Here is a 20,164-nt window from a genome sequence, read left to right as displayed (position 1 = left end):
CTCGTTGGTTTTTGTAGTTTGTTTTGAAACGTCTTAAAGCAAATGTCCACCTGATACTTCAACGTCTTGAGCTGTGACCCATCCGAAATCATCAGAGAGTAAATTCACAATGACTTTCCCTATATCTTCTGGTAATCCAATACGACCAAAAGCAGTTTGATCAGCTAAAGGTTTGATGTATTCAGGATATTTGTCAAATACTCCATCTCCGAAATTACTATGTGTTGGTCCGGGAGATACTGTATTAACACGGATTTTGCGAGCAGCTAATTCATTTGCTAAATAACGACTCCATGTTGTTAGAGCAGCTTTTAATGATCCGTAAATGGAATACCCAACAAATGCCTTAGTACTGGATGAACTAGAAGTGTTAACAATTGCACCATGATTTTTTATAAAACTAACAAGTTTTTGGGTAAGAAAGATCGGTCCCTTATAATTGGTATTAAGGATTTGTTCAAAATACGTATCTGTTAATTCTGCGAAGAGCATTGGTCCACCGACGCCACCGTTATTTACTAAATAGTCGAAACTGTTTCGGTTCCAAATTTCAGCGAGTTTGCCTTTTACATCTTCTACAAACTTTTCAAAAGTTTCTATTTTTGTAAGATCTAACTTCAATGCAACGGCGCGCACTCCTGGGTTTATCTTCTCAATTTCACTTACGACAACATCTGCTCGATCTTTGTAGGAATTGTAAGTAAGGATCACACCTATTCCTCGTTTACCGAGCTCCATGGCTGTTGCTTTCCCTATACCGTTACTTCCGCCAGTGACGATTGCTATTTTCATAATATTCTCCTATTTTGAACTTGAGTAAAAATAAGTTTTTAAAATGGAAGAAAGAGCATTCGTTCTTTTCCACTTCAAAACAGATTCATTGTTTGCAAGTTTCGTTATAGGAAATATAGCCTAAGGAAATTTTTTCACAAGATCCGATTTTACCAAATTATTGCCTAAAACTACCTTTCTTTAATTTTTTGAATGAAATATTTTATAGGAATTATTCATTTTTTTGAAGAATCGAATGCCTAAAAGCCTCTTTTATGTTAGGATGGGGTGGTGCAGAAAATACTGAATGAAATCGCGGAACTATGTAGTAGTGCCACAACGGAACCTACAAAAACAGGACTTCCGCGTGTGCTTATGATTCAAGGGGAAGTTCCGACACACCAACTTGCAGCCGTATATGAACCGTTAATCGGCCTTGTGGTCCAAGGTGGCAAAACAATATCGATTGGCACACAAGTTGTACATTTGGAAGGTCCGTCGTATTTTGTCATTCCAACGGAAATGCCTGCAACAGGTTATGTGAGACAAGCTGCCAATGGTCGTCCCTATTTATCAGTGGCTCTTCAGTTAGATCAAAAAGTGTTACTGGATCTATTAAAAGATACACCGAATACGGTGGATGGTAAAAATAATCATAATGAATTTTCTTCCTGTCCTGCCACAGCACCATTTTTAGAAGTTTGGTTACGAATGTTGCGGTTAATGAAAACACCAGAACATATAGCTGCTTTAGCGCCACTCTATGAAAAAGAAATTTTATATCATGTGTTGATTGGGCCGGAGGGATGGCGTCTTCGGCAATTATTTCATTCCCATCAAAAAGGATCGAGTATTCACCAAGCTATCCAATGGGTCAGGCAAAATTTTACAAATACTTTTGAAATAGATCAATTGGCAAATAGAGCTTGTATGGGAATCACAACCTTTCATAGGCAATTCAAATCCATCACAGGTTTAAGTCCCATACAATTTCAAAAACAGTTACGGCTTTTGGAAGCAAGAAAACTTTTAACCTATAGTGGCTATTCGGTGACTGATGCAGCGTTAGATGTAGGTTACGAAAGTGTATCTCAATTCAATAGGGAATACTCTCGTTTTTTTGGAGCCTCTCCCGCTCGTGATGCGAAATTACTAAAAGAAATGGGGATATAAGGATTTAGTAATAAGATATTGCAAAATATAATTATAATTCCATGTTTTACTTATGAATTCAGAAATAGTAGAAATTGATCAAAAAATTATTATTGGAATGAAATTAGAAATGTCTCTAATGGAGAATCAAACACAAACATTGTGGCAAAAATTTATCCCAAAATCAAAAGATATTTCAAATCGATTGGACTCCAATTTAATTTCAATGGCTGTTTATACTTCTGACTACTTTCAAAATTTTAATCCATCCAACCGATTTATGAAATGGGCAGGTGTCGAGGTGAGTGAGGTTTTTGAAAAGGCAACGTTATCCGAAGATTTGGAAATCATAAAAATTCCATCAGGTCTTTATGTTCGATTTTTGTATCATGGTTTACCAAGTCAGGCTGGTCCTTTTTACCAAAGAATTTTTCAAGAATGGTTTCCAAGGTCGGGATATAGGTTGGACCAACGACCTCATTTTGAAGTGATGGGAGACAAATACAGAAATAACGATCCGAGTTCTGAAGAAATGATTTTTATTCCTGTAATGAAGTAATAGTCATCCTAACAAACATTTGATTGATCTAAAGCCATGCAGCATTTAAATCTTACTGGTAGTAGTCGATTTCTTAGTTGATTCGAATTTCTATCTCTAATTTGATCTTCAATGCATGCGACAGAATATACTTAGGAGAGATTGAAATTCTATGGATAAAGATGACGAGATTCCCATAAAATCGTTTTCTTCTCAAAATAAATGGAAGGAATGGCTTAAGATACATTATTCCAATTTTCATAAAGGTATTTGGTTACAAATTTATAAGAAAGATTCAGGTAAAAAAACGATAACTTATGATGAGGCATTAGATGAAGCACTTTGTTTTGGCTGGATCGATAGCCAGAAAAAAACGTATGATGAAAATTCTTGGCTTCAAAAATTTACTCCACGTAGACCAAAGAGCATATGGTCAAAACGAAATAGAGAACGAGTTATTTCGCTTATCAAAGAAAAACGAATGCAACCTTCTGGATTAAAAGAAATTGAAACTGCAAAAAAAGATGGAAGATGGGATAAGGCATATGATTCTCCCAGTAAAATGGAAATTCCTTCAGATTTTTTAACTATAATAGCAAAAGACAAACCAGCATACGAATTCTTTAAAACACTGAATAAAACAAACTTATTTGCAATTGCTTGGAGACTACAAACTGCAAAAACTCAAGAGACCAGAGAAAAACGAATGAATGCTCTTCTCGCAATGATGAAGAATCAAAAAAAAATACACTAAACTATTTAATCAGCACCAAAATCAATTATAATAAAAGGGATTTAAATGACTAAAATTCTGCTAGAAGTTGTACCAAGAGATATAGATACATTATTGAGTGAAGTAAACTTTGTAAAAAATAATTTTAGTCAAATATCTGGCATTAACATTCCAGATTTGTTACGATTTGAAACTAGAAGTTGGGTTGCTGCTTCAGAGATTAAAAATATTTTTCCGAATGTAATTCCCCACTTACGGGCCATTGATTTTGATTTGGATAACTGTGGTGATATTATAGAATATTTACAAAATAACCAAGTGTCTTCTGTTGTTGTAATAAAGGGTGATCCGCCAACGGATATGTCTAAAAGAGTTTATCCAACAACTTCAATTAAAATGATTAAGAAACTAAAAAAAGAAATTAGCCACTTAAAAGTTTATGCTGCCGTTGATCAGTATCGTGTTGGGATAAAAGACGAATTTGATTATATTGAAATGAAAAAAGATGCTGGGGCCGATGGATTCCTTACTCAACCTTTTTTTGATTTAAGACTGATAGATATTTTTACTGAAAAACTTAGAGGAATGGAAGTATATATTGGAATCAGTCCCGTGGTTACTGAAAAATCACAAAGTTATTGGGAATCGAGGAATAGAGCTTACTTTCCAAAAGATTTTAAACTTACCATGGATTGGAATGTACAGTTTGCGAAAGAGGTAATTGCTTATTGCTCACAAAATGAATTAAACATGTATTTGATGCCAATTCGCCTTAATCTTGAAGCTTATTTAAACAATTTATTCAAATAAACAGTTGATACTCACATAACAACAGAATTGTGCCTGTGGCAGTGTAGAACAAGGGTTTAACTCGGCGAAAGAAGTTTTTTTGAGAAATCATGCTTGCAAATATAGTTCGGACACATAGACATTACCCCATGTCCTCTTCACCGAAACAATCTCTCTTTCATTGGTTTTTAGGTTTTTATTTTCGCCTGCTCTGTATACTAGCTGTTGATTTGGTGGTAACTTTGATCAATGGACGGGTATTGGGTCTGACGAGTATATATGAAAAACCCGTTGTAACTTTGATTGGTATGGGTGTGATCCTTTTGCTTTTTTTCTTTTTGTTCTCCATCATAGATAAGCTAACAAAGATTGTTTTGAAAATGACCGTGGATATAGGAAATCTTTTGGTCTTTCGCAAAACGGCCGTCTTTCTTATCTTATGCGGGATATCATTTGGAATTTATATGCTTTATTATCATACTTGGTTCGGTGTCTGGCCAAAGATTAAAATTGAATCTTTTATTTGATGAAATCATATAGAGTTGCAAATACTTTATCAACGATTCTGATCTAATAAAATTTCTTTATATCTGTCAGTTATTTGCCAATCACCTTTTCCATCTGGTTTCATCATAAACGCAACGTTAGATTTAGTCCACCAAACCAAAGTTTTGTCATCCGTATAACGAACTCCTGAGGCAGCAGCTCCTTGATTTAAGGTGATCGGTTGCCCACGAGGTATTTCTAGAGTTACAGAGAATTTGTCTACATCATTTGTTGGATTGTGATAAACAGCCGTGATCCTTTGGCCATCTTCCGCTTGGTAAACAATTTCAATTTCTTCATAAGCGGGTGAACAATCGAAAGAAATGATGCAAATAGCGGTTGTTATGGTTAAATTAAAAATATAGATAAATTGCGAGTGCTTAGATGTTTGCAATGTTACTCAGTCTTTGACTTCCTACCTTGGACTCCCGTTGTAAATCTTTTGTTAGATGATACTTAGAAACAATACTAAAAGGAATTTTAGTAAACTTTAGCTAATTACCTGATGAAGGCGTTTGTTGTGCACAACGTCCATGGATGGACGTGGGCGGGAGCTCTGGCCACGGAGGGCCAGGCGAACGCTGCACAATGAATGCCTGAATGGTGGAGACGCCGGGAGTCGAACCCGGGTCCTATCGCCCTCAAATGCAGCTTCTACACGTTTAGTTTGCAAATAAATTTCGGAAAGACTTACCCTACAAACGGGGGACTAATTCCTATCCTACTTAGAGTTCAATTCGGCCCGAAGCGGGCGACAGATCCGAAAGGTCCTTAGAGAGGTGTCGGTTTCTTGGCCACCTAAGGAAACAGCCATGGAAACCGTAGAGCTTAAAACTAAGCTGCTAGAGCAAATTCGTTATTTGCAGTTATTGTTTTGAAGGTTTTTAAGAGGTCCCTCACCCCTACGTGCCACTGAATCCAAGCCAACAACAGTCGAAACCAATGTCGTCCCCAATTCTTACTACTTAGACGAGTAAAACACGAGAGTTCGAAAGGAAAAGCAAAAAAGGTTGAATTGGAGTTTTGGTATGCTGGAATGAAAGAATTCCTATGAATTTATCCAATCGATTTCTTTTTCCAGTGACTTTCCTTTTTGCACTAGTTTCTTTCGTTTCTTGCTCTCAAAAGGAACTTCCTTCGGATTTGGAAATTCGGGAGGCGGTTTATGGAAAGGATTCTGGACAATCCGTTCGTGTTTTAGGCCAAAAGCAGATCAATTTGGACGAATCACCGGAAATGGAAACTTTGGTTTTATTCCAGTCGGGGACCAGTGAGGTTATTGCGGCATTTCGAAAAGAAGGAACCAGTTGGACCTTTCTTTGGAAGTTGGAATATTTTTTACAAAACTTGGGGCCAATGTTTTATGATGCGAAATTAAATTCTTGGGTTTCGGGTTCCGCGCCAGGAAAAGAAAAATCTACCTTTGCGGGAGATTGTCTCCGAAGGATCGTTGTTGCGGAACTTCCTGGAGATAATTTTAATTCTGTTTTTATTGAAGTGCTCGCCGAAGAACCACCGTTAGGTTTATTTTCTGTTCCCATGGGTTACCGCAAAGGGAAAAAAATTTGGGACGGATTCCAACTCAAAGAACATGAAGAGTTAAAAAGAAGCAAACGAGTGGATTTTGAATATAGTACCAAAGACAAATCATTTCGTATCTTTCCATCCAATCCAAATTATTCCCAAGAATTTGTTTATAATGGTTGGGAGATGCTTGCTAACCTTCCCATGCAGCCAGTACCTTCTTTTGTATCTTTAGAAGTAACGCCTAAATTTGAGATAGGAAAAGAATCGCAAGTGACTTTGCAACTTAAGAATCGTGGAAACTATGTAAGTCTTACCTATTTGTCCTTGTCATTCCCAGAAGCAGGATCCGTTCGACTCGCGGGAGAAACACAAGGAGTTCGGGTGTATAAAAAAGGCGATATAGTTTATAATGTTGTCTCTAATAAAAAAATTCCTGCTGAATACCCATTGTTAGAAGTAACTAAAGAAGGTTGGGCCAATAACTTTCGTTATGGAATCAAATTCTTATATACACCAAAAGAATCGGTAACTCCAAAAATTTTATTTCGTTCTACTTATAAGTTTTATCATGAGATAGTATCTATTCCTAATCAGTTTTCGATAGCTCCATTTGAACGTGACCAACAAGGATTTCCTTCTTATCTTTTGGGAGTTTCAACTAACTAAAAGTAAATGAAACACCAATTGACGGAAGAAGTCACACTTGCCAGAAGAGAGATTGTTCGTGTCCAAGTGGATCGATTTCATCTCTATTATTATGATTTTTTTCACCGTAAAGAAACTATTGAGATGGCAAAATTCTTCTTTGAAACTGTTTATAATTTAGATGGAAAAGAAGAGTGGGAAACTTTGGCTTTTACTACTTACGATAAAGTCAAAAACATGATGAAAGAAGGCACTAGAGAAAGTGTGGAACGTCTAATGGAACTTAACACCATAACAGACGATTTAGACATTCTAATGGCCAAACTTCTTCTCGCCAAAGGATGGAAGCCGGGAAGAGAAATCGATCAAGAAGAATACTTCACACTTTTTTGCGAGTTAGATGAAAGAGAGACGCGAAAAAAACAATTAGAAGTTGTACTCTTTAATCTTAAAAAATTCTATGAATTGGCGCACAAACCAGTGAGTGCTTATATTATAAAACCAGCTGCTATGATGTCTCGTTTATTAGGTGTTTATCCTTTATTTAAAAAAGTGGAACAAGGTTACTATGCAACTTTACCCGTTGGCCAAGATTTATTTAACGAGTTCTATGTGAAAGTAAAGGAAAAGGAATGGGAGTTTTTATATAAAGCCTTTCCAACGCTCAAAGAGGAAATATGAGAAGACGATCCCGGTTTGTATCTAAAGAAGAAGAACATGTCGAGGCACATGATCGTTGGTTATTGACCTATGCCGATATGATCACCTTATTACTTGGACTATTTATTATCCTCTATGCCATAAGCAAAGTCGATGCTAATCGACTCACTGAAGTAGCAAAAGATATCAAACGAGGGTTTGGATTGAATGTCAGTTCGGTGGGTGCTATTTTAGAAGGTGGATCCGGAATATTAGAAGATGACACAATGGAACCAAAGTCTCAAGTGTTTCGCCTTTGGGAACGGATCGGTTTTGCATTAAAGACACTAAGAGAAAAAGCAAAGTTAAAACTTGGACTTGCTGAAACAGAAGAACTCAAATTAACTTTCGCAGGTTCTGATTTGGCTTCTGATGATATTTTAAAGGCAGATCCAGATCTAAAATTTGCTTTTGAACAATTGGCTGTTTTATCCAAAGGTATGGATATTGATATAGTGGTTCGTGTTCAAATTCCCTATGAATCACAAATTGATAAATCGAAATTCCAAAATTCATGGGACTATCATTCACATCGGGCTTCTTTACTTGCTGAAAAATTGGTGAACGAATATGGGATCCCCAAAGAACAAGTGTCTGTCCAAGGTTATGCGGTCTTTCAAAAAGCAAAAGAATCGGACACACCAGAAAAAAAAGCCAAAGAAGAACGAATCGAAATACTCATTCGTAAAAAAGATACTTTAGAAAATTCGAAATAAAAGGGAAATCATTAGAATCAATGAACTTACAGAATAGAATAAACACGCGTTCAATCCGGGGAAATAAACGATATACCAGCTTCACACGAGTTATATTCGTTTTTAATCGAATTACGAATAACTTCCAAAATTTGTATCTACCTTCAATATTAAACTGGAAGTCAGGATTGATCATTTTTTTAGTCAGTTTGAATTTTGTTTTTGCAGTATCTTGTAAAAAGGACAAAGGCATTTTTAATTTGGAATGGCAAAATGAATCTTTAAGTTTAACTGCAGAGATTTGCGCAAAGTATAGAGAATGCGCTGACAAAGAATGGATGTCCATCCCAGAGAATTTAAAAAAATTTACTGAAGGACGATTAGAAGAGTCGCAATGCCAAAAACGGTTTCGCGAAAGTAATGCATACAAACTCATTGGAGCAGATCCATTAACAATTCAAACAACCTATAAAGAATGCCATTCGCACCTTTTAAAGTTTAGCTGTAAAGATTTACAAGAAGGAAAGATGGAAACAATTCCTTCCTGTGTTTCGTTTCAAAAGATCCAGAGCGGAAATTAACGTATCGTAAACCCGTTTTTGGAATAGGGAGAAGGCGGATTATTTCTATCTATCGTGATGGTTCTACTTCCTATGCTGAGTAAACGCAATACGTTTCTTTTCTACACTAACAAGTATTATATTTATATAAAATACCAAATAGAGATACAAACAGTGAAATAGATGATGATTAAAAAAATTACAATAATTAGTTTATTAGCCTTTATTTTTACTTTAGTTTTGTTCAAAGCACTTGATTTAGGTTTGATATGGTTTGTTTATCCTTCCGAAGAGAAATATCCGATTCGAGGTATCGATGTTTCCAATCATCAAGGAAAATTAAATGGAAGTTTGACTCAGTTAAGTAACGTTAAGTAAATCATGGAAATCTTGAAAAGAATTTCCTTTTATACATTGTGATTCTAATCTAAAAATCGAAATCCGAATGATCCAAAAAAGAATGGCATGATTCAGGACATTTGTAATTTTCTGGATACGGTTAGCCGGTTATGAAAAACATTAAAATCATCATTTTACTTTCCTTACTTTTTGTGATGGAAGTCTTTGCAGAAAATCCAATAACGCCAATTAAAAATCCAAAGAGTGAGATGGAAATTGTTGTGGCGGTTGCAGCAAATTTTAAAAACCCAATGGAAGAGATCCGATTAGCTTTCCTAAAACTAAATCCAGAAGCTAATATAAAATTAATTTTCGGTGCGTCCGGCCAACTCACGAATCAAATACAGAATGGAGCACCGGTAGATATATTCCTTTCTGCCGATATGGATTTTCCTTTGGCTCTATATAAGGATGGATATGGTTTGCACCAACCTAAAGTGTATGCTGTGGGAGTGCTGGTTCTTTTTTCACAAAAAGAAATCGATAAACTTAAGTCCATTTCTGAACTATTATTAAGTGATAATATTAAATTCATAGCAATCGCAAATCCAAAGACTGCTCCATATGGTAAGGCTGCGGTGGAAACTTTACAATCCTTGGGTATATACGAAAAGTTAAAACATAAGTTTGTGTTTGGAGAAAGTATCACTCAGGTAAATCAATTCATTTCGACTGGATCTGCAGATGTTGGATTTAGTTCATTTTCAACTTTATATGGAAATGAAGATACATTCCGCTATTGGAAACAAGTGGACTCGACTACTTATTCCACAATTCACCAAGGACTGATTATTATTCATACCAAAGAGACAAAATCGGAGGAAGAAAAAATAACCATAAATAAGTTATTTGACTTTCTTTTTTCCTCTGAAACAAAATCAATTCTACTAAAGTATGGATATAAAATTCCTGACAAATAATGTTTGTTTGGTGATTAAAGTTGGTTCGTAATTTCTCCCTCAGGTATGTTATTGTATGATGCTCAGTTTTGATCCTATATGGTTGACTCTTGAACTTGCCATTCTCACAACCTTTGTTTTAACACTGATCACAATACCGATAAGCTATTGGCTTACCTTTTCCTCATTTCGATACCGTTTTATCATAGAAGCCATACTTAACTTACCACTGGTTCTACCACCGACTGTGCTTGGATTTTATCTTCTCTTAGTTTTTAGTCCAAATCATTGGTTCGGTGGATGGATCGAGAAGCTTTTTCATTTCCGAATAGCCTTTAGTTTTTTTGGAATTCTCATTGGTTCAATTTTATTCAGTTTGCCTTTTATGTTACAAGCATTACAAGTAGGCTTCTCTTCCATACCGAAAACCCATATAAACACGGCTAAGGTACTTGGAAAATCAAAGTTAGAGATATTATTTCGTGTGATACTTCCAAATTGTAAACCAGCAATCCTTGCAGGTATGATTTTAACTTTTGCACATACCATTGGTGAGTTTGGAGTGGTATTGATGATTGGTGGAAGTATCCCTGGAAAAACAAAGGTTACTTCGATAGCCATTTTAGAAGAAGTTGAGGCGATGAATTATCATTCCGCACATATATATGCGTCGGTATTAATAGTAATTTCTATGATTGTACTCTTAGTTCTCTTTCGTTACAAACGTAGTGTTTCCATGGTATTCGCTGAGAAAGATTAAATTCTATAGAGTTGAGAATGATAAAAATAGATATTCAAAAAAAATTTGTCTCTCGCATAACAAAACCAATAGAATTAAATTATCAATGTGAAATCCCATTAAACCAGATTAGTTCTCTTTTTGGAGAATCGGGTGCTGGAAAAACAACACTTTTGAAAATGTTATCTGGTTTAATGACACCTGATTTTGGTAACATCTCTGTGGATGGTCAAGTTTGGTTTGATTCCGAAAATAAAATCAATCTCCCAATTGTTTCGCGATCCCTTGGATTTTTGTTTCAAGATTCTTCTTTACTCGCAAATATGAATGTTCGCCAAAACTTAGAGTTTGCTTTTCGTAAAGGGAATGAAGACAAACAGTTTTTGAATGAACTCATTAAAATAGCTGAAATCGAAGATCTTTTAAATAAAAAAATTGTAGGTTTGTCCGGAGGACAAAGACAAAGAATCGCTTTGGTACGAGCTCTTGTGCAAAAACCAAAAATTCTTTTGTTGGACGAACCATTTTCTTCTTTAGACCAACGGATTAGAAGCCAATTGTATTCCATGATCCTTTCTTTACAAAATCAATTTGCAATGACCATCATACTCATTACTCATGAAATTCCAGAGGTCATCCAATTATCGAAAAAAGTGTTTCTAATTTCCGAAGGACAGATTGTATCTAGCGGACATCCCTTTGAAATCTTTAATCCAAAAGGAAAACCGAATTCTTTGGAAGGAGAAGTGATTAGTATCGACTCATCAACCAACCAAGCGGCTGTTTGGTTTAAAAATCCATTAGCTGTCCTGGAACCAAAAGATAAAAAACAAAATTTTAAGTTAGGGGATAGGATTTCCACAAAGCTTTCATTTGGGGAAGACGAGATTAAAAACCCATAATTTCTTTGATTTTATTGGCATTCTCTTCAGAAGTGATCATTTTTAACAGAAGCAAGGCGACGCCTGTTGCTGTAGCAGGACTCCAACTTGTGATAATGTTTTTATCTATAACTATTGGCGTATTTTGTACATTCACTCCCATTTCTTGAAGTTGTTTTTGCCTAATGCTGTTTTTATGATTGTATGTAGTAGCCATTCGTTTGTTCAAAACTCCTGACTTAGCGATTGGCAATGCTCCAACACAGATGGAAGCAATGGTTTTACCTTGTCGGTCAAAATCCCGAATCAACTCTAGAAATTTAGGGAGATAGGCTTCTTCATAGAAACCGTATTCTTCAAACCCGCCAGGAATCGCTAAAGCATCGAAGTCATTTACATTCACTTCACCAATTAGAAAATCCACATTGAATCTAACGCCGAAAGATCCTTGGACTTCTTTTGCGAAACTACAAGAATAGAGTTTTGTTGTTTGGTCTCCTTCTACTAAGTTCCAGCCGATGACATCTATGAAAACGCTGGCTTCAAAAGATTCGAAGCCTTTTGCGAGTAGGAGTAGAACTTTTTTCATACTCTAATCCTCTACTTTGACTTTGCCGGCTTTAATACCCAAGGATTCAAACGATACAATTTTAAATGGAGTTTGTCCATCTATGGTACCATCCACTTCGGCAATAAGAACGGGAAGTTTTGCGACGCGAAGGTCTAACATCAAAATTCCTTCTTCTTGGTAATCGTTTCCAGTGGCACCATCATCGACAATGTAAGCGAAAGGAATGACTCCTTCTTTTAGTTCCGGTGAAAATATCTCATCGTCTCCATTGTCAATGATGTATTTACCGAGAACATTTTCTTCATCAATGTCACCAAACCGATCATAGAATTCGATTTTTTTATTTTTACTCATTTGAAACCAATCGAAAAGACGAATGTTCTTTTGGATTTTTTTCTGACCTTCAAATGGTATAGTTACATTTGCCGATTTGCCATAAAGAATTTTATATTCCCCGATGACTTGATTGAGAATTGCTTCGTATTGAATCATAGATTCTCTTTTTAATACAAATTCATTTAGATTCAATGTTGGTGCTATTTAGAATGAGAAATGAATGCATTAAAATGTCTTTCCATTCTTCCTCTGGAAACTTTGGATGATAGATTAGGTTTATCGAAACCTTATAAGTTTCATTTGTTTCTTTTACGTAATAGAAAGCGTTAATCTTGGTTCCGAGTAATTCCCCTGGCCCCATTAAGATTTTTGTCTTATCAGTTTTAAATGTCAGAAGTTCGACCCATTTGTTTACTTCGTAAGGTGGGTTGCCGAAGTCAGTAGCCCTTGACTCTTCAATTAAAGTTTCAAACGATTTTAATGATTCAGGAACGACCGATACGCCAATCAGTAGCGAAAAACATTCTTTTTCTTGAGTGCAATCAGCTTTGAAGAAAGCAATAGGGAACTTATCTTTCATATGGATGGAGTCGGATCTTTTTGCTATTTTGGGAACTGTAATGGTCATAGCCTTTACTTTTTGAACTTCAGTAATAGAGAAATCAATTCCGCGGAAAATATCGGAACTATCCGATTCTGTAGCGAAAATCGTGAGGAAAGGGAAGGCAAGTAAGGCAATCAGTAAAAGTTTAGCTTTCATTTTTTCTAGGATTCCGTATTACTATATTAACATTCACCTAACTGATTTGTTTCACAGAAAAATAAAAAATTAAGCGAGCTGACTAAAGATCATCAATAAAGTAGATTCTTTTTTCATCAAAACCATTAGGAAATATAAGAATGAGAATAGGAATAGGAAGGTGGATTGCGAAAGTCTGTCGGATGTTTCAATACTTATTTTTTATCAGTGATTTCAAAGTTTCCACCAACATGTTTAGTTGGCGCAATCCTACCAATCCCATAAAGACAATTTAAAGTATTGATCAATAGGATCATTAGAATTATATAATTGAGTCGTTTCATTGATTTACTCTTTTTGTGTTTAATTCGTCAATTTTTTCTTTAAGAAAGTAAATGTTAAAAATGGAAGATGATAAATCAGACTAAAGAACGTATGCTGGCCATGAGTCCAGAGGGGAAGTTAGACTGGCCACAATATTTGCGCAAGTAAGGGAGCACCAGGAGAGTTTGTCTTGCAGGGATGTAAGTTCTGAAGCGCGTCGTTAACCGTAACTTCCCTACCCCCACTCCACCACTATCCCATCCCCCAATTTCCTTGTAAACCCCTTACACCAGTTACCCTATCCCCCACCGAATCACAACCGCTGCTATCGCCGCACCGACTAACGGGATGACCACGGGAAGCCAAGCATATTTCCAATTTGAGTTTCCTTTATTAGGAATCGGTAATATCCAATGGGCAATCCTTGGGCCTAAGTCGCGGGCGGGGTTAATCGCATAACCAGTAGTTCCACCTAGCGAAAAACCAATGGCCCAAACGAGTAATCCTACAAATCCAGTTCCCACAACTCCCGTGGCACCACCGTTAAACGGAGAGAAGATGGCGTGAATTCCTATGATGAGGATAAAGGTTCCGAGGCCCTCGCTGATCATATTGGAGGCGGTATGTTTGATGGCTGGTGATGTAGAAAATACGGCTAGAATGGTTCCAGAATCTTTGGTTTCTTTCCAATGAGGAAGATAGTGCAAATAAACGAGAGTGGCACCAAGAATAGCTCCGGCAATTTGGGCTAGGCTGTAGGGGAGAAAAATCGAAAAATCACCCGATTGGATGCAAACAGATAGTGTGACTGCAGGATTTAAGTGAGCCCCTGGACTTCCCAAGGCCTTTGCGACCAGAACCCCAAAACAAACGGCAAGAGCCCAAGCTGTAGTGATCGTAATCCAACCACTGTCTTTGGCCTTCGACTTTTCTAATAAAACACCTGCAACAACACCATCACCGAGTAGAATGAGAACCGCCGTTCCAAAAAATTCACCAATAAGTTCCAAATTTGCCCCCTCTGGCATTTCGTAAGGACTTTATCTAAAGGGACATAGGACTTCCATCAACCCTTTTTGAATGGGCTTTCCACCAATTTATTCTAGGATTTTCCATCGAATCATAAATCGTGGGAAAATAGACCATGAAAAATAGCGCGCTTGAGTATCACTCTAGGTTTCCGAAAGGAAAAACCAAAGTAGTTCCGACAAAACCAACGGAGAACAGTTATGACCTGTCCTTGGCATACTCACCTGGCGTCGCTTACCCTTGCCTCGAAATTGAAAAACAACCGGATCTCGTTTATGAGTATACCAACCGAGGAAATTTAGTTGGAATCATCACCAACGGAACTGCTATTTTAGGACTTGGTAATATTGGAGCTTCCGCTGGAAAACCAGTGATGGAAGGAAAGGCAGTTTTATTTAAAAAATTTGCCGGCATTGATGTGTTTGATATCGAAATTAGTGAAACCGATCCAGAAAAATTTATTACAATTGTAAAGGCCCTTGAACCAACGTTTGGTGGGATCAACTTAGAAGATATCCGTGCTCCGGAATGTTTTCATATTGAAAAAACTTTAGATGAAAGTATGAAGATTCCAGTGTTTCATGATGACCAACATGGAACTGCTATCATTTCTACCGCGGCCTTACTTAACTCACTTGAGATCACTGGTAAAAAAGCTGGCAACTTAAAAGTAGTAATCAATGGAGCAGGAGCGGCAGCCATTTCTATTGCAGGGATGTTAACTCATATTGGAGTCAAACATGAATCCATTTATATGTTGGATTCTCGTGGTGTGATTAATCACAAACGAACCAATTTACATGAGTCAAAGTTACCTTTTGTTCGCACAACTGATGCGGAATCTTTAGAAGATATCTTTCCTGGGACCGATCTTTTTATTGGAGTGTCTGTTGCCAATGTGGTAACGGAAGCTATGGTAAAGACGATGGCAGAAAAGCCGATTATGTTTGCTCTTTCCAATCCAGATCCCGAAATTCCTTATCCCGATGCAAAACGTGCAAGACCAGATCTCATTATGGCCACTGGTCGCAGTGATTATCCTAACCAAGTCAATAACGTACTCGGATTTCCTTTTATCTTTCGCGGAGCCCTAGACGTTCGTGCAAAGGTAGTAAACATGGAGATGAAGTTAGCTGCCGCCTATGCGTTAAGTGAACTGACTAAACTTCCAGTTCCTACAGAAGTTAACGAAGCTTACAACGAATTAGAAATTCGTTTTGGGGCCGATTATATCATTCCAAAACCATTAGATTCACGTGTTCTTTATCATGTTGCACCGGCTGTGGCAGAAGCTGCCGTAAAAACCGGTGTGAACCAAGTAGAGTATCCTGGTCGTGAGGCTTATGTGAAATTTTTGGAATCGATCATGGCCCAACAAAAAGAACCTATTAGCGTTTTAGAAATCTAAACCCATCTAAATCGAACAAGCAGTTCTTTTGCAAATGAACGGCTGTCTTTAGATGGATAGTGAAACGATTCCCACTCAATTAGATTGGATTTTATTCGAAATCCAACTATCAACCGCTAGTTGACCACCGCCCGCAATCATCAGAATCACAGCCATTCCAATGGCCAAGATATGGTATTCGAATCCTTCGCCTGATTGTTGGTTGAACCAATTCATAAAAAATCCATTTTTTCTCACATAAATGGCGGCTCCTATCATAGTGATTCCAATTCCAAAAGAAGAAATCCTTGTGAATAGGCCAAAAATAAGACCTAGTGCCCCGAAAGATTCGGCTACGATGACTAAAAATCCAATCGCATAAGGAATCCCTTCTGATTTAAAAAAATCGAGAGTAGCCGAATACCCATATCCGCCAAACATCCCTAGTAACTTTTGTAATCCGTGAGGAAGGATCACTAAACCTAAAACCAATCTTAATAAAGTCAAAAACCAACTGGCTTCTGTGTAGAATAATTTTTCTAACATTCCATTCTCCTAAATTCTAGGTTTTATCTTACGAAAAAATGGAAGTTTGGTAAATGGAGAGAATTTGATTTTTATGGTAGTTTTCGTTTTTGAAGTCTAAAATTTTCTGGTGAATCGGATGTATGACTTTTGAAAAATTTGCTAAAGTAAGAATTGTCAGCAAATCCTAAAGTCAAAGCAATCTGATTGATATTAAAATCTGAATGCAGTAACAATCGTTTGATTTCCAATACCAATCTTTCTTGGATGATTGCTTTTGCTGATTTTCCGTATTGGTTTTGGCATAACTGGTTCAGACTTCCGGTAGAGATTCCCATTTCTTTTGCATAATAGGATGTTGTTTTTTGGTCTTTGAAGTGATTATCTAATAAACTAAAAAATATGTATAACTTAGATTCAATTTTTGTATTTTCCTTTTGGGAATGATTGAATTCTTTCAATGATTGTTGTAATACCAACTGAATTAAAAGATAGGTCATAGAAGCATTCGACTGAGATATTGTTTCATTCAATAATCTTTCAAAATCATTTCTAAGTTGTTTTGAATCATCGATTGTCAGATTACAATTTTGATTTCCTAGTTGGAAAAAAGGATAGTTTTGAAAGCTAGTGATCGATCCACCATGTTCGGAAAGATAGTCAGGATAAATCTTCAAAGCAAAACCTTTCACTGGTTTCGTAAAAATCCAGGAATGCACTTGTCCTGGCCTTAGAAAAAATAATGTATTTTCTGTTATTGGGTGGGATTGAAAATCAATAGTATGAGTTCCCTCTCCCTCGGTGAAATAGAACAACGCATAATAGGAATGTCTATGTGAACTGTCAAACGACTGAAAATCACTTGGCAATTCTTCCAACCTACCTACATAAAAGTAGGGATTCGTGGTATCCTTTTGAATTTCTGTTAGGTGGATGATTGGAATGTTCTTTAGTTCAGTTTGCATAAAACAAATTCGCCATTTTGCAGCGTTAAGGATCCTCTCCTAAACCTCAAATTAGAATATTCAGAGATTCGGGCGAAAGCCAACCATCCACTAATTCCTTTCTATCAGAACAAAGCTCCCATCTGCGACGTTAAAAAATCTGAAAAAATATAGAAAATAGGATAAAAAAGTTCTTGAAAGATTTTGTGCAACGCACATAACTGTGTTGTGCAACGCACAAATAGGTGAAAACCAGGAGCTAAATTATGGAAAAACAAATCATGGACATTCTCAACGCAGGTATCGGACTTTTCCAATCAGGAAAAGAAGGTCTTGGGAAAGCAAAAACTCAGTTGGAAACAACTTATAATGAATTAGTATCAAAAGGTGCTTTGGATAACACGGAAGACTCTGTAAAGATTCGCCAATCCGTTGACAAAATCCTAACAGACATTAAAGAATTCTCTAGTGTTGCAGGAAAAAACTACGATGAAACTCGTTCTAAAATCGTAGAAAACTACAACAAAATTGCAGAAGAAATCAAAGCAAAAATGCCTGAAGGAAAAATTGAATCCGTAAAAGCAAAAATCAATGAAGTTGCGGAATCTATCAAAAAGACAGGTGCTGCAAAAGCATAAGTTTCACTAATAGAAGAGGAGGTCGGGTTTTCCGACCTTTTTCTTTTTTCTAACTTTATCTCAATTCACTTCCACTCATTCCTTCGATTCACTTTCCCTATTGACAGACGATTCTTTTTCAATCATTCTGGAATCAATGTTTCGTTCCAGTGCCTTAATCCTATGTATTTCCTTTTATTTTATCTCTTGTTCCCTTGCTGACTTACGTCCCCCCACCTTACAAAAAGAAGGTTTAAATCCTGATCTTAAAAAGAAAGGCTTGTCAGTGATCACAAGTCCACCTGTGAAAGAACTCACACCAGGAGATTGGAAAGGGTACAAACAAATTCAGTTTGTTATCAAAGATGTTTGGCATTCAAAATTTGTTCGTTTTTTTACTCCTATCAAAGAATCAGAACAACGACTTCGTGTGTATTTGGATTTTGAAAAAGATGCTATGGAGATTGAATTTCTCGGTGGTGAAAAAAAAAGGTCTTATCCTTGGACTTGTCAAAAAAGATACCTACCAAATTGCTGCGGACACTGGAAAGGTTTTTACTGGCGACGATGAAGTCCGAGTATATTTAGAATCACTCAGACTTTACCTAACATTGCCTTGGCGGTTGACAGAGTTTTCTATCATTCAATATGCGGGTCCGATCCAAAAATTAGGACAAGATTTTGAAGTGGTTTATTTTACTTCCGTTCAGGCAAATGCAACTCCTGATACAGACCAGTATGTGGGTTACTTTGAAAAAACAAGCGGTGCCTTAGAATGGATGGAATTTACTTACCGCGAACTCTTTAGTTTTTACAAAGGTGTATTGAAATACGGTTATTATGAATCTTGGAATGAGAAACAATACCCGAGAAGGATTACGATTTTAGATCGCTTTGAAGATTCTGATTTTGTTCATGAAATCCGAATTGAGAAAATGGAAATTCCAAAACAACCAATGGAAGAAGAGGATAAGGTTTTGGAGTTAGGGGAATAAGGCAGGAGTCATTGCGAAAGGGATCGTAGCGGAAATCCTGCAAAGCAGATTGCAGCGGAGAGCCCGGTCCACCACTGTTCCAGTGGTGGATTCGCCCAATGAATTAGTTCAATGTAAATCGAATGGGGACAAGAACTTTTACCGTAATTGCTTTTCCTTCTAAGATAGAAGGGGAAAACCGTTTTCTACGATAAACTTTAATTGCTTCTTCTTCGAGTCCACCACCTAACTGTTTCCCTACGGATCTTACTCGTAGCACTTCACCAGTGTTTCCAATGATGACTTCTAAAGTCATGGTTCCCGTAACACCTAATGCTTTCGCATCAGAAGTATATTCAGGACGGACATTGGGGGAAAGGTCTACCGGTGAGGTGGCACCAGAAACGATGGGGTCGGAAGCTCCAGCAATCCTAGGGTCTTCTTTTTTCTCTTCTTTTTCTTTGTCAGTTAGATCAAAGTCTCCATCAGTTGGTTTAGAATCAGTGGATGGTTCTTGGATTTGGACATTGTCAATAAATGCCACTTCTTCCACGAGACTATCCAAACTGTCCGTTTCCAAATGAGGAGTGAACCAAAAGAGAATGATGATGGCTTGTAAAAAGGCAGAAATGGCAAGACCAGTTTCGATTCGGTACCTATCGATAAATCGATGGATCCTTTCTCGTTTTGATCTTCTCGGTGTAACAGCTGTTCCGTTCACTTTACTTCCCTTTTAACCCGCCACCTTGAGTGGTCTTGGTAACAAGGGAAACCTTTAAGGCCCCTATTTCTCGGAGGGTTTCGAATACACTGTCTAATTCTTCGTATGTCAAATCTTGGTCCGCATGAATCAAAACTTTGAGGTCTGGTGTGGTCGAAAGTTTTGCACGGATTTCACTCATGGCTTCGTTGAGTTCCATTTTTACTGAGTTGAAATAGACAGTTCTCTTTTCATCAGCTGTTAAGTAAAGATTGGCGATCTTTTTGTTTAACTGTTCTCCACCAGGAACGTCTGGTAGATTGATGGGAAGGTCTGGATCCGAATCCAATACGGAGGTTACCATAAAGAACACGAGAAGTAAGAAGGCAATGTCTGCCATCGAACTTACGGGAACTGAAGGTGCGACTCTCTTTCTTCGTAACAT

Annotated in this window: 26 protein-coding genes, 1 other RNA gene and 1 pseudogene; 16 read left to right on the top strand and 12 right to left on the bottom strand. The window is 37.0% G+C overall.

Features of this window, described 5'->3' with window-relative positions:
* Positions 1-33: 33 nt before the first annotated feature.
* Positions 34-792, bottom strand: coding sequence for an SDR family NAD(P)-dependent oxidoreductase (locus tag LEP1GSC203_RS03435; RefSeq protein ID WP_002972521.1), 759 nt, complete (start codon positions 790-792; stop codon positions 34-36).
* Between the two features lie 270 nt (positions 793-1,062).
* Between LEP1GSC203_RS03435 and LEP1GSC203_RS03430 the strand changes: the two genes are divergently transcribed.
* The 5 genes from LEP1GSC203_RS03430 to LEP1GSC203_RS03410 all read left to right on the top strand — a co-directional run bounded on the left by LEP1GSC203_RS03430 (position 1,063) and on the right by LEP1GSC203_RS03410 (position 4,510).
* On the top strand, positions 1,063-1,944 hold the full coding sequence (locus LEP1GSC203_RS03430) for an AraC family transcriptional regulator (RefSeq protein ID WP_002972362.1): 882 nt from the start codon (positions 1,063-1,065) through the stop codon (positions 1,942-1,944).
* 52 nt (positions 1,945-1,996) lie between these two features.
* Positions 1,997-2,482, top strand: a complete 486-nt coding sequence (locus LEP1GSC203_RS03425; protein ID WP_002972253.1) for a GyrI-like domain-containing protein — start codon at positions 1,997-1,999, stop codon at positions 2,480-2,482.
* A 151-nt stretch (positions 2,483-2,633) separates the two neighbouring features.
* Positions 2,634-3,215, top strand: coding sequence for a YdeI/OmpD-associated family protein (locus LEP1GSC203_RS03420; protein ID WP_002972208.1), 582 nt, complete (start codon positions 2,634-2,636; stop codon positions 3,213-3,215).
* A 45-nt stretch (positions 3,216-3,260) separates the two neighbouring features.
* Positions 3,261-4,004 (top strand): methylenetetrahydrofolate reductase, encoded by a 744-nt coding sequence (locus LEP1GSC203_RS03415; RefSeq protein WP_002972899.1) that lies wholly within the window; start codon positions 3,261-3,263, stop codon positions 4,002-4,004.
* Positions 4,005-4,132: 128 nt separating this feature from the next.
* Positions 4,133-4,510 carry a hypothetical protein gene (locus tag LEP1GSC203_RS03410; RefSeq protein WP_002972839.1) on the top strand — a complete coding sequence of 126 codons (378 nt, stop codon included), beginning with the start codon at positions 4,133-4,135 and terminating at the stop codon, positions 4,508-4,510.
* 29 nt (positions 4,511-4,539) lie between these two features.
* Here LEP1GSC203_RS03410 and LEP1GSC203_RS03405 read toward each other — a convergent pair whose 3' ends face one another.
* Together LEP1GSC203_RS03405 and ssrA are read right to left on the bottom strand one after the other, a co-directional pair.
* Positions 4,540-4,923: an MliC family protein gene (locus tag LEP1GSC203_RS03405; protein WP_002972676.1), complete on the bottom strand. Its 384-nt coding sequence runs from the start codon at positions 4,921-4,923 to the stop codon at positions 4,540-4,542.
* A 207-nt stretch (positions 4,924-5,130) separates the two neighbouring features.
* Positions 5,131-5,482: a transfer-messenger RNA gene (gene ssrA, locus LEP1GSC203_RS19535) on the bottom strand.
* A gap of 97 nt (positions 5,483-5,579) precedes the next feature.
* On the opposite strand from ssrA, the gene LEP1GSC203_RS03395 reads away from it, so the two are divergent.
* The 8 genes from LEP1GSC203_RS03395 to LEP1GSC203_RS03360 all read left to right on the top strand — a co-directional run bounded on the left by LEP1GSC203_RS03395 (position 5,580) and on the right by LEP1GSC203_RS03360 (position 11,594).
* Positions 5,580-6,722 (top strand): LIC13341 family surface-exposed protein, encoded by a 1,143-nt coding sequence (locus LEP1GSC203_RS03395; RefSeq protein ID WP_002972612.1) that lies wholly within the window; start codon positions 5,580-5,582, stop codon positions 6,720-6,722.
* Positions 6,723-6,728: 6 nt separating this feature from the next.
* Positions 6,729-7,382 (top strand): FFLEELY motif protein, encoded by a 654-nt coding sequence (locus tag LEP1GSC203_RS03390; RefSeq protein WP_002972225.1) that lies wholly within the window; start codon positions 6,729-6,731, stop codon positions 7,380-7,382.
* On the top strand, positions 7,379-8,116 hold the full coding sequence (locus tag LEP1GSC203_RS03385; protein WP_002972326.1) for a flagellar motor protein MotB: 738 nt from the start codon (positions 7,379-7,381) through the stop codon (positions 8,114-8,116). Before LEP1GSC203_RS03390 ends, LEP1GSC203_RS03385 begins: the two co-directional genes overlap by 4 nt.
* Positions 8,117-8,283: 167 nt before the next feature.
* Entirely contained in the window at positions 8,284-8,676 is a 393-nt protein-coding gene (locus LEP1GSC203_RS03380) for an LA_2478/LA_2722/LA_4182 family protein (protein WP_002972871.1), read from the top strand.
* Between the two features lie 162 nt (positions 8,677-8,838).
* On the top strand, positions 8,839-9,033 hold the full coding sequence (locus tag LEP1GSC203_RS03375; protein WP_039937074.1) for a hypothetical protein: 195 nt from the start codon (positions 8,839-8,841) through the stop codon (positions 9,031-9,033).
* Positions 9,034-9,164: 131 nt separating this feature from the next.
* Positions 9,165-9,974 (top strand): molybdate ABC transporter substrate-binding protein, encoded by an 810-nt coding sequence (gene modA / locus LEP1GSC203_RS03370; RefSeq protein ID WP_002972468.1) that lies wholly within the window; start codon positions 9,165-9,167, stop codon positions 9,972-9,974.
* 55 nt (positions 9,975-10,029) lie between these two features.
* Positions 10,030-10,713 (top strand): molybdate ABC transporter permease subunit, encoded by a 684-nt coding sequence (gene modB / locus LEP1GSC203_RS03365; RefSeq protein WP_039937072.1) that lies wholly within the window; start codon positions 10,030-10,032, stop codon positions 10,711-10,713.
* Between the two features lie 17 nt (positions 10,714-10,730).
* Positions 10,731-11,594: an ATP-binding cassette domain-containing protein gene (locus LEP1GSC203_RS03360; protein ID WP_002972930.1), complete on the top strand. Its 864-nt coding sequence runs from the start codon at positions 10,731-10,733 to the stop codon at positions 11,592-11,594.
* On the opposite strand, the gene LEP1GSC203_RS03355 is transcribed toward LEP1GSC203_RS03360, so the two are convergent.
* The 5 genes from LEP1GSC203_RS03355 to LEP1GSC203_RS03340 form a co-directional block, all read right to left on the bottom strand.
* Positions 11,581-12,162: a DJ-1/PfpI family protein gene (locus tag LEP1GSC203_RS03355; protein ID WP_002972645.1), complete on the bottom strand. Its 582-nt coding sequence runs from the start codon at positions 12,160-12,162 to the stop codon at positions 11,581-11,583. The genes LEP1GSC203_RS03360 and LEP1GSC203_RS03355 overlap by 14 nt on opposite strands.
* Positions 12,163-12,165: 3 nt before the next feature.
* On the bottom strand, positions 12,166-12,636 hold the full coding sequence (locus tag LEP1GSC203_RS03350) for a hypothetical protein (RefSeq protein WP_002972220.1): 471 nt from the start codon (positions 12,634-12,636) through the stop codon (positions 12,166-12,168).
* A gap of 22 nt (positions 12,637-12,658) precedes the next feature.
* The gene (locus LEP1GSC203_RS03345) at positions 12,659-13,240 is read right to left on the bottom strand and encodes a hypothetical protein (RefSeq protein ID WP_002972338.1); all 582 of its coding nucleotides are present in this window, start codon (positions 13,238-13,240) and stop codon (positions 12,659-12,661) included.
* Positions 13,241-13,434: 194 nt separating this feature from the next.
* Complete coding sequence (locus tag LEP1GSC203_RS20080; protein ID WP_002972299.1) at positions 13,435-13,563, bottom strand: hypothetical protein; 129 nt, start codon at positions 13,561-13,563, stop codon at positions 13,435-13,437.
* A 273-nt stretch (positions 13,564-13,836) separates the two neighbouring features.
* Positions 13,837-14,553, bottom strand: coding sequence for an MIP/aquaporin family protein (locus tag LEP1GSC203_RS03340; RefSeq protein WP_039937211.1), 717 nt, complete (start codon positions 14,551-14,553; stop codon positions 13,837-13,839).
* Positions 14,554-14,687: 134 nt separating this feature from the next.
* Between LEP1GSC203_RS03340 and LEP1GSC203_RS03335 the strand changes: the two genes are divergently transcribed.
* Positions 14,688-15,980, top strand: a complete 1,293-nt coding sequence (locus tag LEP1GSC203_RS03335) for a malic enzyme-like NAD(P)-binding protein (RefSeq protein WP_002972388.1) — start codon at positions 14,688-14,690, stop codon at positions 15,978-15,980.
* Positions 15,981-16,055: 75 nt separating this feature from the next.
* On the opposite strand, the gene LEP1GSC203_RS03330 is transcribed toward LEP1GSC203_RS03335, so the two are convergent.
* Positions 16,056-16,505 (bottom strand): DoxX family protein, encoded by a 450-nt coding sequence (locus LEP1GSC203_RS03330; protein ID WP_002972289.1) that lies wholly within the window; start codon positions 16,503-16,505, stop codon positions 16,056-16,058.
* A 71-nt stretch (positions 16,506-16,576) separates the two neighbouring features.
* On the bottom strand, positions 16,577-17,449 hold the full coding sequence (locus LEP1GSC203_RS03325) for an AraC family transcriptional regulator (RefSeq protein WP_002972721.1): 873 nt from the start codon (positions 17,447-17,449) through the stop codon (positions 16,577-16,579).
* A 245-nt stretch (positions 17,450-17,694) separates the two neighbouring features.
* On the opposite strand from LEP1GSC203_RS03325, the gene LEP1GSC203_RS03320 reads away from it, so the two are divergent.
* Both LEP1GSC203_RS03320 and LEP1GSC203_RS20120 read left to right on the top strand, forming a co-directional pair.
* Positions 17,695-18,066, top strand: a complete 372-nt coding sequence (locus tag LEP1GSC203_RS03320) for a phasin-related domain-containing protein (protein WP_002972640.1) — start codon at positions 17,695-17,697, stop codon at positions 18,064-18,066.
* Between the two features lie 136 nt (positions 18,067-18,202).
* A pseudogene (locus tag LEP1GSC203_RS20120) lies at positions 18,203-19,040 on the top strand (LBF_0142 family lipoprotein).
* A gap of 103 nt (positions 19,041-19,143) precedes the next feature.
* On the opposite strand, the gene LEP1GSC203_RS03310 reads toward LEP1GSC203_RS20120, so the two are convergent.
* Positions 19,144-19,740: an energy transducer TonB gene (locus LEP1GSC203_RS03310; protein ID WP_002972279.1), complete on the bottom strand. Its 597-nt coding sequence runs from the start codon at positions 19,738-19,740 to the stop codon at positions 19,144-19,146.
* 1 nt (position 19,741) lies between these two features.
* Entirely contained in the window at positions 19,742-20,164 is a 423-nt protein-coding gene (locus LEP1GSC203_RS03305) for an ExbD/TolR family protein (protein WP_002972391.1), read from the bottom strand.

Source organism: Leptospira terpstrae serovar Hualin str. LT 11-33 = ATCC 700639 (genome assembly GCF_000332495.1).
In the GTDB taxonomy this organism is placed as follows: domain Bacteria; phylum Spirochaetota; class Leptospiria; order Leptospirales; family Leptospiraceae; genus Leptospira_A; species Leptospira_A terpstrae.
The sequence above is the reverse complement of the archived record's forward strand: the minus strand, read 5'-3'. Positions and strand labels throughout refer to the sequence as shown.